The organism is Pseudidiomarina sp. CB1, assembly GCF_024752025.1.
GTDB lineage: Bacteria > Pseudomonadota > Gammaproteobacteria > Enterobacterales > Alteromonadaceae > Pseudidiomarina.
Genome location: NZ_JANTPU010000002.1, coordinates 143,918 through 156,143, shown reverse-complemented (window position 1 = coordinate 156,143; position 12,226 = coordinate 143,918). Strand labels below are relative to the sequence as shown.

General features: G+C 50.0%; 14 protein-coding genes. 9 read left to right on the top strand and 5 right to left on the bottom strand.

The window, feature by feature from the left end:
* Positions 1-39 precede the first annotated feature (39 nt).
* On the top strand, positions 40-606 hold the full coding sequence (locus tag NV375_RS10060; protein WP_258240889.1) for an XRE family transcriptional regulator: 567 nt from the start codon (positions 40-42) through the stop codon (positions 604-606).
* Positions 607-653: 47 nt separating this feature from the next.
* Here NV375_RS10060 and NV375_RS10055 read toward each other — a convergent pair whose 3' ends face one another.
* Both NV375_RS10055 and NV375_RS10050 read right to left on the bottom strand, forming a co-directional pair.
* On the bottom strand, positions 654-1,349 hold the full coding sequence (locus NV375_RS10055) for a hypothetical protein (protein ID WP_258808100.1): 696 nt from the start codon (positions 1,347-1,349) through the stop codon (positions 654-656).
* A gap of 156 nt (positions 1,350-1,505) precedes the next feature.
* Positions 1,506-3,371, bottom strand: a complete 1,866-nt coding sequence (locus NV375_RS10050; RefSeq protein WP_258808099.1) for a DUF885 family protein — start codon at positions 3,369-3,371, stop codon at positions 1,506-1,508.
* 140 nt (positions 3,372-3,511) lie between these two features.
* Between NV375_RS10050 and NV375_RS10045 the strand changes: the two genes are divergently transcribed.
* Positions 3,512-4,336 carry a putative RNA methyltransferase gene (locus NV375_RS10045; protein ID WP_258808098.1) on the top strand — a complete coding sequence of 275 codons (825 nt, stop codon included), beginning with the start codon at positions 3,512-3,514 and terminating at the stop codon, positions 4,334-4,336.
* Here NV375_RS10045 and NV375_RS10040 read toward each other — a convergent pair.
* A complete protein-coding gene (locus NV375_RS10040) occupies positions 4,333-4,599 on the bottom strand; it encodes a hypothetical protein (protein ID WP_258808097.1) in 267 nt (88 codons plus the stop codon). The genes NV375_RS10045 and NV375_RS10040 overlap by 4 nt on opposite strands.
* Before the next feature lie 121 nt (positions 4,600-4,720).
* On the opposite strand from NV375_RS10040, the gene NV375_RS10035 reads away from it, so the two are divergent.
* The 3 genes from NV375_RS10035 to NV375_RS10025 are packed head-to-tail and all read left to right on the top strand — an operon-like array spanning position 4,721 to position 7,171.
* Positions 4,721-5,842 (top strand): diguanylate cyclase domain-containing protein, encoded by a 1,122-nt coding sequence (locus tag NV375_RS10035; protein WP_258808096.1) that lies wholly within the window; start codon positions 4,721-4,723, stop codon positions 5,840-5,842.
* A 56-nt stretch (positions 5,843-5,898) separates the two neighbouring features.
* Positions 5,899-6,537 carry a hypothetical protein gene (locus NV375_RS10030; RefSeq protein ID WP_258808095.1) on the top strand — a complete coding sequence of 213 codons (639 nt, stop codon included), beginning with the start codon at positions 5,899-5,901 and terminating at the stop codon, positions 6,535-6,537.
* Positions 6,527-7,171 (top strand): hypothetical protein, encoded by a 645-nt coding sequence (locus NV375_RS10025; RefSeq protein ID WP_258808094.1) that lies wholly within the window; start codon positions 6,527-6,529, stop codon positions 7,169-7,171. The genes NV375_RS10030 and NV375_RS10025 overlap by 11 nt, the downstream gene beginning before the upstream one ends.
* Positions 7,172-7,224: 53 nt before the next feature.
* Here the strand turns inward: NV375_RS10025 and NV375_RS10020 are convergent, their stop codons facing one another.
* Positions 7,225-8,088: a YicC/YloC family endoribonuclease gene (locus NV375_RS10020; RefSeq protein ID WP_258808093.1), complete on the bottom strand. Its 864-nt coding sequence runs from the start codon at positions 8,086-8,088 to the stop codon at positions 7,225-7,227.
* A gap of 170 nt (positions 8,089-8,258) precedes the next feature.
* Between NV375_RS10020 and NV375_RS10015 the strand changes: the two genes are divergently transcribed.
* The 4 genes from NV375_RS10015 (at position 8,259) to pyrE (ending at position 10,492) form a co-directional block, all read left to right on the top strand.
* Complete coding sequence (locus tag NV375_RS10015) at positions 8,259-8,609, top strand: DUF6516 family protein (RefSeq protein WP_258808092.1); 351 nt, start codon at positions 8,259-8,261, stop codon at positions 8,607-8,609.
* The gene (locus tag NV375_RS10010; RefSeq protein WP_258808091.1) at positions 8,610-8,957 is read left to right on the top strand and encodes a helix-turn-helix domain-containing protein; all 348 of its coding nucleotides are present in this window, start codon (positions 8,610-8,612) and stop codon (positions 8,955-8,957) included.
* A 62-nt stretch (positions 8,958-9,019) separates the two neighbouring features.
* A complete protein-coding gene (rph, locus tag NV375_RS10005) occupies positions 9,020-9,733 on the top strand; it encodes a ribonuclease PH (protein WP_258808090.1) in 714 nt (237 codons plus the stop codon).
* A 114-nt stretch (positions 9,734-9,847) separates the two neighbouring features.
* Positions 9,848-10,492, top strand: a complete 645-nt coding sequence (gene pyrE, locus NV375_RS10000; RefSeq protein ID WP_258808089.1) for an orotate phosphoribosyltransferase — start codon at positions 9,848-9,850, stop codon at positions 10,490-10,492.
* A gap of 20 nt (positions 10,493-10,512) precedes the next feature.
* On the opposite strand, the gene NV375_RS09995 is transcribed toward pyrE, so the two are convergent.
* On the bottom strand, positions 10,513-12,189 hold the full coding sequence (locus NV375_RS09995; protein WP_258808088.1) for a cyanophycinase: 1,677 nt from the start codon (positions 12,187-12,189) through the stop codon (positions 10,513-10,515).
* Positions 12,190-12,226 lie beyond the last annotated feature (37 nt).

Sequence of the window (12,226 nt, the reverse complement as noted above, 5' to 3'; positions counted from 1 at the left end):
TCAATATATTGACCGTGTTTTTTATGAGTCTGGAGCGTCATGATCGACCAAGCTGTTAATCAAGCCATCGCTGCACGCGTGAATGCTTTTCGAAAAGAGCATCATTTTTCGTTGGATACACTTGCGAAAAACGCGGGGATTAGCAAAGGCATGCTGGTTCAAATTGAGCAAGGCCGCGCGAATCCCAGTATTGGCATGTTATGCAAGCTAGCAAATGCGTTGGGCGTTTCGGTTGCCGACATTGTCGCCGTCTCCGAGGCACCCAATGTGGCCGTTCATCGCTCCAGAGATATCCCAACATTGTGGCATGGAGAACATGGTGGTTTTGCCAAGCTGACCGCAGGGACCAAAGGCTCGGAGATGCTAGAATTATGGCAGTGGTTGATGCAGCCGAGTGAACGCTTTGCAGCGGATGCCCACGCAACAGGAACAACCGAGCTGCTTTTCGTCACCAAAGGCTCACTGACCGTGACAATCAATCAAGACGTTTATGTTTTAAACGAAGGGGATGCCATGACCGCACAAACGGATGTACCTCACTCCTATCACAATAACTCGTCTGAACCGGTGTATTTTATGATGACTGTGCGTGAGTCTTCTAAGTAATGTTAACTTACGAGCCACAAACCAAGCTGACTCGTTAACTGTTTGAGTTAATGGTTGCCAACGTTTTCGGTTGAAACACTACCTGAACCGTCGTCAATAATGTCCAGATCTCCTGCATCACGCACGGTGATGCTACCCGAGCCATCATCGATGGTCACTTTACCGCTGACGTTGTTGATATCAATGCTGCCAGAGCCATCATCGACTTTCAGATCGCCGTCAATTGCGCGAATATCGAGACTTCCTGATCCATCATCGATTTCGACATTACCGACAATGTCAGCAATCTCCAGACTGCCTGAGCCGTCTTCGATGTCGACGTTGGCTTTAATGTTGCGGATCGTGATTGAGCCCGAGCCATCATTGACGTCAAGCGCCATGGCTTCTGGCATGTAAACCACGAGATCAATGCGCGGACTGCCGTCGCCCCAGTTATTTGATGCGATTTTTGCAATCAAGTCGGCTTCGTCGCCGTCTGGCGTTAGCGTCAATTCAATATCATCGGCGTCTTGATAATGAATTTCGGCGACCACATCAATCGTCGTACGATCTGGCTCGCCATAAACTTCGAGAAAACCTGCACCAGCTTCAATCTCAAGTTCATTGAGTCCTTCAGTGGCAAGGCTTAACTCACGTTTTTCATAATTGAGATCATCATCGCCCCAACCACCGTTACCGTTGGCATACACCACACATCCGCTCAGCATGGTTGCCGCGGTTACTGCAATTATTGTTAATTTCATCGAGTTTGTTCCTGTTTTCGTCGTCTCATGAGTGTAGACGAATTTACTTGCGGCAGGGTTTACATGCGACAAAAAATAGCCGCACACGTTTCACAACGTTGTGCGGCCATTCGAGAGCAAGCAGCGTAACTCAATGAAGTTACGCGCAGTACTTTTTTAATTTTGTTTTGAGGCAATATACTCGTCGACAAATTGCTCAAGAATGTTCAGTGGCACTGGGCCGTTGGCCAAGATCACGTCATGGAATTCACGAATATCGAACTTGTCGCCAAGCGCTTCTTTGGCTTTTTCGCGTAATTCTAAGATCTTGTTCATGCCGATTTTGTACGCCGTGGCTTGGCCTGGCATCACAATGTGACGCTCAACCATTTTCACCGCGTCAGCACGGGCGTTCGGTGTGTTGTTCACGTAGTACTCGATACCTTCTTCACGCGTCCATTTTTTCGCATGAATGCCAGTGTCGACGACTAAGCGGCATGCACGCCATAGCTCCATCGCTAAGCGGCCAAAATCTGAATACGGGTCTTGGTAGAAGCCGATTTCTTTTGGCAACTTCTCAGTGTACAAGCCCCAGCCTTCAGAGTACGCCGTCACGCGACCGAACTTACGGAAGTTAGGTACGTTTTCCAGCTCTTGTTGAATGGCAATTTGCATGTGGTGACCCGGAATACCTTCGTGGTAAGCCAAAGCTTCCATTTGGTAGGTCGGCATTGACGCCATGTCGTACAAGTTTGCGTAATAAGTACCTGGGCGCGTGCCATCCATTGACGGTTGCTGATAGAACGCTTTACCTGCTGACTTTTCGCGGAACGGTTCGACCGCTTTCACGATCATGTCGGCTTTCGGCTTAGTTAAGAACAGTTCGTCTAAACGGCCGCGCATCACATCGATGATTTCTTTGGCTTCGCTTAGGTAACGCGCACGACCTTCTTCGGTATCAGGATAGATAAAGTCTTCGTTGTTACGCATGTGCACGAAGAACTCTTGTAAGGTGCCGTCAAAGCCGACTTTGTTCATGATCACGCGCATTTCATCGTGAATACGCGCGACTTCGCTCAGGCCGATTTCATGGATTTCATTAGCCGTTAAGTCAGTGGTTGTGGTGCGTTGTAGCGCATTATTGTAGAACGCTTCGCCATCAGGGAATTTCCACGCACCGTCTTTGGTGTTGGCTTGCGCTTCAAGATCTTCGACTACGCTAATAAGGTTTTCGTAAGCCGGTTTCACCGACTCCAACATCGCCGTTTGAGCTTTGCTCACCAGTTCACTGTGCTGACTCTCGTCGATGTCGAGATTTTCTAGCTTGCCCGTAAAGTCTGCCCACAATGCGCTGGCTTCACCGTCATCAAATGGCGCACCGGTAATAATATTTTTGCTGTCACTGATCACGTACGGATAGACAAACTTCGGTGCAATAATGCCTTTTTCGGCGCGCAACTTAAGGTTTTCACCGAGTTGATCAAACAACTCTGGCAAGCCGTTCAGACGTGCAATGTAGTCTTCGGCATCTTTCACTTCTTCAATGCCGTGTTGGTTGATCAGCAGTGCTGCAACGCTTGAGTGCATGCCGAACATTTGATTCACAGGGTAGTTGTAATGACGCCATTTGTAATCAGCAATCCCCTCTTCAAGCTCTTGTTTCATGAGCTTCCAACTTAACCGAGTTTGCTCATTGAGCTTCGCTGGATCAATTGCTTCGACTTGCGCCAAGTGCTCTTTCGCCATCGCCAAACCTTCAGCATCATGCTGTTCAGACAAGTCATCCCACTTGTCTTGATTGTCTTTGATGCCCAAACGAGTTTGGAACATCGGACTGCGCATGACGTTCGCCATGAAGATCTCTTCAAACAGCTGGTTCGCCTTTTCGGACTCGGCGGCAATGACTTCAGCGCTGTAGCTCTCAGGTGCAGCCTGCGCTTGCGCATTTGGTGCTTGAGTGGTTTCGTTACTGCTCGGTGCTTCTGAACAAGCACTCATGAATAACGCCAGCGATACCGCCGCTGCGATTTTAGCTTTGTACATTTTAACTTCCTCTGGTTCTTATAATGTTTTCATTGTACTTGCATTACATGTCGGTGCGAGCCCATTCATCAGCTCATTTGCGGCTTTTGTCGCAATTGGCCTACACTAGCAGCATAACGATTTGGCAAGATAAGAAGACCGTGATTCGACCTTTTTTCCATCTTTGTTGCCCGCTGGACGGCGCGGATTTAACACTGAACGACAAAACCTGGCGCTGTGAACATGGCCATAGCTTCGACATGGCCAAGCAGGGCTATGTAAATTTGCTACCGGTGCAGAAGAAGCGCTCGAAAGACCCGGGCGATAGCAAAGCAATGGTACAGGCTCGTGCACGCTTTTTAGCCGAAGGTTTTTACGCGCCTTTGGCTGAAGCTTTAGCGGCGGCGGTGTTGACGCAACCCGTCGGAGCATTGCTTGATGCCGGCTGCGGTGAAGGTTACTACCTGCGCCACGTGCTTGATGCGGCCAATGCCCGCGATGTGGCCTGTAAAGCGGCCGCGTTAGATATTTCCAAATGGGCCGTGCAAGCCGCCGCCAAGCGCGATCCTCGCGTGTCGTGGTTAGTCGCGTCGAATAGCAGTATTCCGGTCCCCGATCACAGTATCGACACCTTATTGTGCGTATTTGGATTTCCGGTCGAAAGCGAGTTTAGTCGCGTGCTTAGTGCTGACGGTCGGCTCATTATGGTCGACCCCGCTCCGAGTCATTTGCATGAGCTCAAACAGGTGATTTACGACGAGGTGAAGGAAAAGCCTTCGAATTTACCGGTATCCGACACCTGGACACTGATCTCTGAAGAGCGCGTCACGTTTGGCGTCGAACTACCTTCTCGTGAAGTGATTCACGATTTGCTCGCCATGACGCCACACTTGTACCGCGCTTCAAGCGCTGGCCGCGCCCGCGCCGAAGCTTTGACGTCGCTAACGGTCACGGTTGATGTTTGGCTGCGGGTCTTTCAGGCTTAACCTTCAGGTCGCAAGTCGCCATGCAAAAATTTCACCACAAAGACCACCTTGCCATAGGTTTCAAATGACCATTTGATGCAGTCGTTGAGTGCCTGCATCACCGCATCGTAATCGCCAAACACCTGCGTGCTTAGTGTGTTCGTGATCACTTTCACATCGTCATGTGTGCTTAGCTGGGCGTTGAGTTTTTCGATAAAGCCTTTAATGGGTTCGATGTAGTTGTCGGCGAGTGGGTACTTACTAATATCGATGGTTAATTTCATAGGATCGTTACCTTGTCGTCTTCTGGATCAGGTAGGTTTTCATTACACGAAAATAGAATTAAGATGGTGAACGAGTAGTGTACTCGCTGAATACTCTTTTTTGAGGACCCGATTCATTCACATGGATATTATCACTATTATTGTCCTCACGGGGCTGACTAATCTGACTTTTGCTTTGTATAGTTGGCAGCAAGTCAGCAATCCTGAATCGCACTTCGCCTGTCGCGCGTTTGCCTTAGCGCAGTTTATCAAAGCGGTTTCGTTCATCCTTTACGCCATTTCTCTGTACCACGGCTACGATCACTTACGTCTGATTGCGAATTTGCTGATATTTATTGGCTGTTGGGCCGAGGTGCGTTCCTACAATCAACTGGCTTCTGCGGGTATTAAAGCGAGCTTTTTGTGGGCTGGAACTCTAGTGACATGTGGGGTGTTCACTTGGTTCCACTTCACCAGTGGCGATGGCCCTAACAATACAATGATTGTCACCTCATCCGTATTGTTGGTGTTGCCGTTTAGCGCCAGCGTTTATGCACTTTATCGGCTGCTGAAACAGCACCCTTCGAGTGTGTTTCCACGCGTACTGCTTATCGTCAATGCCATGATTGGCCTGTTCTGCCTCATTCGGGCGCCGCTCGCCGCGAGCGATTCAGCGTTCATTATGACGCAGCCGGTTATCGTTAATCAGGCCTTTATATTTGCGACTTTTCTTCTTGGCTTAGGTAATGGCATCGGTTTTATTGGCTTCTTGAAAGAACGCTCCGATGAACGACTGCGTGTGCGCGCCAATATTGATTACCTAACAGGCATCTACAATCGACACTATTTTGAGCAGCTTGCTGAGGCACGAATTCAGACAGGTGAAGACTTCACTCTTTACTTTCTCGACATCGACAAGTTCAAAGCCGTAAACGACCGTTATGGGCATGCCACTGGTGACGAAGTGCTACGCTTATTTGGCAAGCTTTTGCGCGACCAGCAAGAGCGTCACAATGGCCTCGTCGGCCGCCTCGGCGGCGAAGAGTTCGGTATTTTGTTAAGCGGAAGCGACAGCGCAAGTCACGCCTCCACCATCCAACAGTTACGCCAAGATTTTGCCGAGCTCACGAAAAATAAGCTGGGGTATTCCATGAGCTTCAGCCTCGGCGCTTGCAGCTCACGTGAAGCCTCGTCACTGCAGGATCTCATGCACAACGCCGACACCCTGCTCTACGACGCCAAGCATCAGCTCAGCTCTTCGTAGCCCGCAGTTCTACTGCGGGTCAAACCAAACCGCTGATAACAACAAAGAATCCCAATATGCCCCTACAAGACACTCGCTTATTAACAGTCTTTGACAAACTCTGCCATGACTACAAAGCCAATATGATGCGCTTTCGCCCATGTAAACCCGGTAGTGAAATGCTGGAAGCCAACTTAGTTTTCAGCTTTATCATGGCCTTTAAAGAGCTTTACTCAAACGCTTTTTGGGCTGTTGAAGTTCCTTTCGAAAGCACTGAAACGAACGCGCACAACAATCACCTTGATGCACTTATTTTTATCGATGGCACGCTCTATCTGATAGAGGCTAAGCGTGATTATGCGACCCAAGACCAGCTCAACTTGATGCGAGATGATCTTGCGCGTATTAAGTCGCCGCGTCTAGCAGCGTCCCTGCAACAGATGATCCATAGAGACGTCTACGACAACCCGCTAAGCGAAGTAAGCAAAGTCATCGGCGTGTTACTGGCTGATACCTGGCAAAACTCGAATCGAAACGCATGGCGTTCAGGTGTCTATAAAGGTGAAACACAGGACTGGCTCCCCAAACATCGCGCGATGGAGGATTTAGGTATTTATGCTCAAGGCGCCAGAACGCCTTACACACTTATGGCGGCGCACACCGACAACTTAACTCAGTCACTTGAAATCATCCGAGGTAAGAACGTTGAGCACTAACACTGGCGATGTTTACGATGACTTTATTGCGGTGATGGAAGGCAAAGCGCTACCGAACCTCAAATCAACGTTTCAAAACGTTATCACTTCACTTAAAGCAGCTCGGTTACCGTTTTGGCTTTGTGGTGAGTTTTGTTATTTCGACTATATCGAACCAAGAATGTCCTCAGAGTTTGATCTGCTGGTCTGTAGTTCCGAAAAATCACTCATTCACGCGATGCCTTGGCTGACCTATGACGAGCAACTCGACTGTTACAGTCACTCCAGTCATTACAATAGCCAGTGGCCCTATACCTTTCGCATTTTCAGATGTGACGCGGATAGCGAGCTGATACCTGAAAAGGCCGACGTAACAACCGCATTTGGGCTCTCAGATTTGCCACTCTTACCTGTCGATAACTGGGTGCGACACGAGAAAATGCGCTTAGGCACCAATTTAACGGGAAGCGAACACTCGTTACTTCGCGCTTACTTTGGTGCCATCTTTGAAAAGGGGATCACGCTATCCGAGAGCTCCACGAAAACGATTATGGATGAGCTCAACTTGAGCTACGAAGATGACAGCATAGCGCAATTCCGCTCCGGCCTTAGCTGGGCCGAGGTGCAAGCCTTAAAGTTAAAGAACCAAGGCTGATTTTGCGGGGGTTGGGGTTAGACCCGCACTAGAAGTGCGGGCTACAGTGGCTGTTATTCGATGTTTTGGATCTGCTCGCGCATCTGCTCAATCAGCACCTTCAGTTCGACGGCGGCATTGGTGATGTCAGTGTTGATGGACTTGGAGCCGAGGGTGTTCGCTTCGCGGTTGAACTCTTGCATCATGAAGTCGAGGCGACGGCCGCAGGCTCCACCTTTGCGCAGGATTTTGCGGGTTTCGACGACGTGGGTGTCGAGGCGGTCGAGTTCTTCGGCGACGTCGGTTTTTTGCGCCAGCATGACCATTTCTGATTCCAAACGCTGTGGCTCGAGTTCGACTTTCGCTTCAGCCAGGCGAGTGAGTAAGCGCTCACGTTGCCATTCCAGCACCTCTGGCATGCGCTTGCGTACTACCGATACTTGTTCTGACACGCCTTCCAAACGTTCTTCGATTAAACGCTCCAAAGCTTTACCTTCGCTCTGGCGGTTGCCGATAAATTCGCTGACCGCAGCATCAAAGGCGGCAACCACGTCATTTTGCATGGCGTCCATGTCGGCCTCATCTTGGGCGACAACACCCGGCCAACGTAAAACATCAATCGGGTTCAGGTAAGACGAGGCACTTTGGTTCGCGATCCAGTTCGCACTGGAAATCACACTTTTTGCTAACTCTTCGTTTAATTGCAAAGAACCATCAGCTTGCTCATTGAAGCTCACGCGCAAATTAGATTCAACTTTACCGCGCTGCAGTTGCTTGCGCAGCTTCTCGCGTAGCATGTTCTCCATGCCACGGAACTGCTCCGGCATACGGAAAAAAGTTTCTAAAAAGCGTTGATTTACCGAACGCAGTTCCCACGTCACGGTACCCCATTCGGCTTTGTGTTCGTGGCGCGCGTAGCCGGTCATACTCTGAATCATAATAGTGCTCTCTTAACTTGAATTGGCGCTAGTTTAGCATTGTTTTGCATCGCGCAAAATTGAGCTCTCAAAAACATAAGCTTAAGTCCTCCGAAATTTGAGGTTCGCGGGTCTCCAACTAGCATGGTCTAATAAATCAACAAAATCATTTATCATCAGGTGATATTCACATGGATGTGGATTATACTATTGAAGCGCTGCTGGATTTAGATGGAGCAGTGATTTACCAAGAGCTTGGCTACTGGATTGTTATTGAGGCACGAATAGTTAAACCTAGTATTCGCGTTCCTCATGGCATCAAATATTCACTTACACTCCACAACAAGTCAGGAACGAGAATCCTTGGTATGGACAACGCCCATCCTATTAAAAAAGCAACTGCGTATGGGAAAGCTCCTAACAACAGTGACCACATCCATACACTCAATGGAAGCATCATCCCTTATGATTTTATCAATGCTGCAAAGTTACTCGAAGACTTCTTCGATTTGGCTGATGCGTTTATGAACGAGGTACATTAAATGTCCGTCATGCATATCGGTGTAAAACCACAGTCTGAAATTCGCGCTAGACTCATTGCGATCGCCAAGGGTGAAGTAAAACCCGAGAATGACGAGCCACGAGTTTGGTTTCCCTCGATTCGTTCTCTTGCAGAAATCTTATCGGACCAAAATCGCGATCTGCTGAAAATGATAGCCGAGAACAAACCACAGTCATTAAAAGAGCTGGCGGCGCTATCCGGTCGAGCACCAAGCAATCTTTCGCGATCGCTCAAAACCATGTCGCATTATGGTTTGGTGAGAATGGAAAAGCATGAAAAGTCAGTACGACCAATTGCACTGGCGACAGAATTTCAGATTCACATCTGATATAATCGCCGCCCATAAATTCGCCTAAGCCTAAGCTTATACCCAAGTAAAAGGAGCCAGCCATGCGTCCAAGTGGTCGTACTGCCCAACAGATTCGTCCGGTGACGATTACCCGTAACTACACGCGTCATGCGGAAGGTTCGGTGTTGATTGAATTCGGTGACACCAAAGTATTGTGCACGGCGAGTGTTGATCGCAATGTGCCGCGCTTCTTAAAAGGTAAAGGGCAAGGCTGGGTGACGGCTGAGTACGGTATGTTGCCGCGCTCAACGCATAGCCGCATGGATCGCGAAGCCGCACGTGGTAAGCAGGGTGGCCGCACGGTTGAAATTCAGCGTCTGATTGGCCGCTCATTACGTGCTTGTGTAGATCTATCGGCGCTTGGTGAGAACACGATCACCATCGACTGTGACGTATTGCAGGCCGACGGCGGTACCCGTACTGCGTCAATAACCGGTGCTTGCGTTGCATTAGTGGACGCGTTGAATTGGATGCGCAAGCAAGGCTTGGTTAAAACCAATCCGCTCAAAGGTTTGGTGGCAGCGATTTCGGTGGGTATTTACGACGGTCATGCGGTGGCAGACCTTGATTACCCTGAAGATTCGAAAGCTGAAACCGATATGAACGTGGTCATGACCGAAGCGGGCAAGCTCATTGAAGTGCAAGGCACCGCCGAAGGCGAACCGTTCTCGTTCGAAGAAATGAACGAAATGCTTGGTCTCGCGCGCCACGCCATCCGCGAGCTCATGGACCTGCAAAAGCAAGCATTGGCATAACCTGTAGCCCGCAGTTCTACTGCGGGCAATCTTTGACCTAACAAATTTGCATTGATTATGTTGGGAGTTTTCCCCGTACTAGAAGTACGGGCTACGAAAAATCCAAGGCCCCTTATGAAACAGTATCAAAAAGACTTTATCAGCTTCGCCATCGACCGTGGCGTGCTCAAATTTGGTGAGTTCACCTTAAAATCGGGGCGCACGAGCCCTTATTTCTTCAATGCAGGCCTCTTTAACCATGGTGCTGACCTTGCCAAGCTCGGACGTTTTTATGCAGCGGCATTGCAAGACAGCGGCGTTGATTACGATGTGCTGTTTGGTCCAGCGTATAAAGGCATTCCGATTGCAACGGCGGCTGCCATCGCGCTGTACGACACCTATCAAAAAGACGTGCCGTATTGCTTCAACCGCAAAGAAAAGAAAGACCACGGCGAAGGCGGCAACCTCGTGGGATCGCCATTGCAAGGCAAAATCATGCTGGTCGATGACGTCATCACTGCGGGCACAGCTATTCGTGAATCGATGGACATTGTGCAGGCCAATAACGCTGAGCTCGCGGGCGTGTTAATCGCACTCGACCGCCAAGAAAAAGGTCAAGGCGAGCTAAGTGCCATTCAAGAAGTCGAACAAGACTTCGGCACCAAAGTCGTCAGCATCGTCAAACTGAATGACGTGATTGAATACTTAAAAGACAGCCCCGAGCTGGCTGACCATCTCGAGGCTGTACAGGCGTATCGGGAACAGTACGGCGTAGCGTAAAAGCCACGCCGTTTAACGATTTAAAAGCTTTCGGAAGGCGCGTATTGCATACCAATACGCGCGTTTTGCACCTGACACTCCGCGCCCGCTTTCTGCGTTTTAACACCGTCACCGCCAATCAGCGTCATGGTAAATTGCTCCCATTTCACTTCGATACTTTCGCGGTCACGACACAATAAGCGCAGCGAATCATACAAGCCACGGCTCGAGATAAAGTTTGTCGTCGGCTCAACCTGCACCACTTCAGCGCTCTCAGCAAAGGTCACGGCGCTGACATCGTTGCCACTAAAAGTGCCACTCGAACCGGCCATTAGATAATGGAAGGTCGCCGCTACTGCGCGTTCATTTTGCTGTGCACCCGAGGCGAAGAACACCCCACGCTCACCTGCGACTTTGAAGTCACCGGAACGCAAGCTCACCAGCAGCGCAGTTTCGGCATCGATACCGACCGCCAATGGCACACGGTTGGTCGCCGCAACACGTAGTAAGCGGCCATGGTTACCTTCAACACCCATGCGCGTGTCCAGTGACCCCCAACGGAACAAGCCAGCACCACCGATCGGATGATAGGTAACACTATTCTCGTTCAAATCACGCGGACAGGTATCGTCTTTGTGACAACCTAAGCCCGGTAAGCGGGTCGCATGCACACCATCTTTCAACGCTTCGCGACTGCTACCGCCAGCGACCATCGCTTGGCTGGTCATGACATTAGCGGCCTTGCCTGCCGCAGCTACCACCAGCTTCGCTTCGGCCACGCGCTCAGCGATGCCGACGGCTAAAGCGTTCGGCTCGTTCAATGCGGTAACCAGCAATGGACGTAATAAATCGGGATTGCCATCGGCGAAGAACAATACGTCGGCATTACGGATTTGCGTCAGCGCATCACCCGCCTGACAAAACGCGACTTGGCGAGCGTGTAAGTCGGCATGCACCACATCACGACGAAACGCACTCATTTCACTAGCGCGATAATCAGCCAGTTTTTCACATGCTTGCGCCTCGCGCGCAGCCGCAACGGCTACGTCGATTGGCAGCCACGAGGCATCAGCTCCAGCGCCCGCAAAAGCTTGTAAGTAATAGTTCACTAAATCGAAGCTATCCCGCTGTGCAGCGGTCACTACCAGCACATGAGGCGTCTCATCACCACTCACCTGCTGAGCTTGCGACAAAATTTGTCGCATGTAATCAATGTTCACTTGGCTCTTGGTCGCAGTAAGATTAACGCCAAAATCCGCATCGCTCGGCACCGGCATTTCTAGGTGATCGATGATTAAATTCCAGTCACGCTCCGATAGTTGCTGATACAAGTACTGCGTTGCTCGGCGCGTAAACTCCTCGGTAAACGAACGCTCAGATATGACATCTTGCTTAATGCGATCACGCAGTAAATCGATTGCCTCTTTCAGATCGTCGCGGGTATCACGGCGCAATGGTGACCAATTGGCATCGTCGAGCAATGCTTCCACGTAAGGACCACTCAAATTTACATAGCGGTCGTAACGCATGGTGTCACGATCGATCCAGTCGGTATCGCTGCAACGCTGCCATGCCATACTCGAACAGACTTCTAAAGCGTCGCCAAGCAACACTAATGGATAAAAATCCTGCTGCTGTGGTTCTTGTGCATCACTTGCAGGCGACCACGTCAATACTGCTAGCAGTGCCGTGGCATAGGTGAATAAAGTTTTGCGCATGTCGTTACTCCTCATGGACGCCTCATGGGCGCGCGTT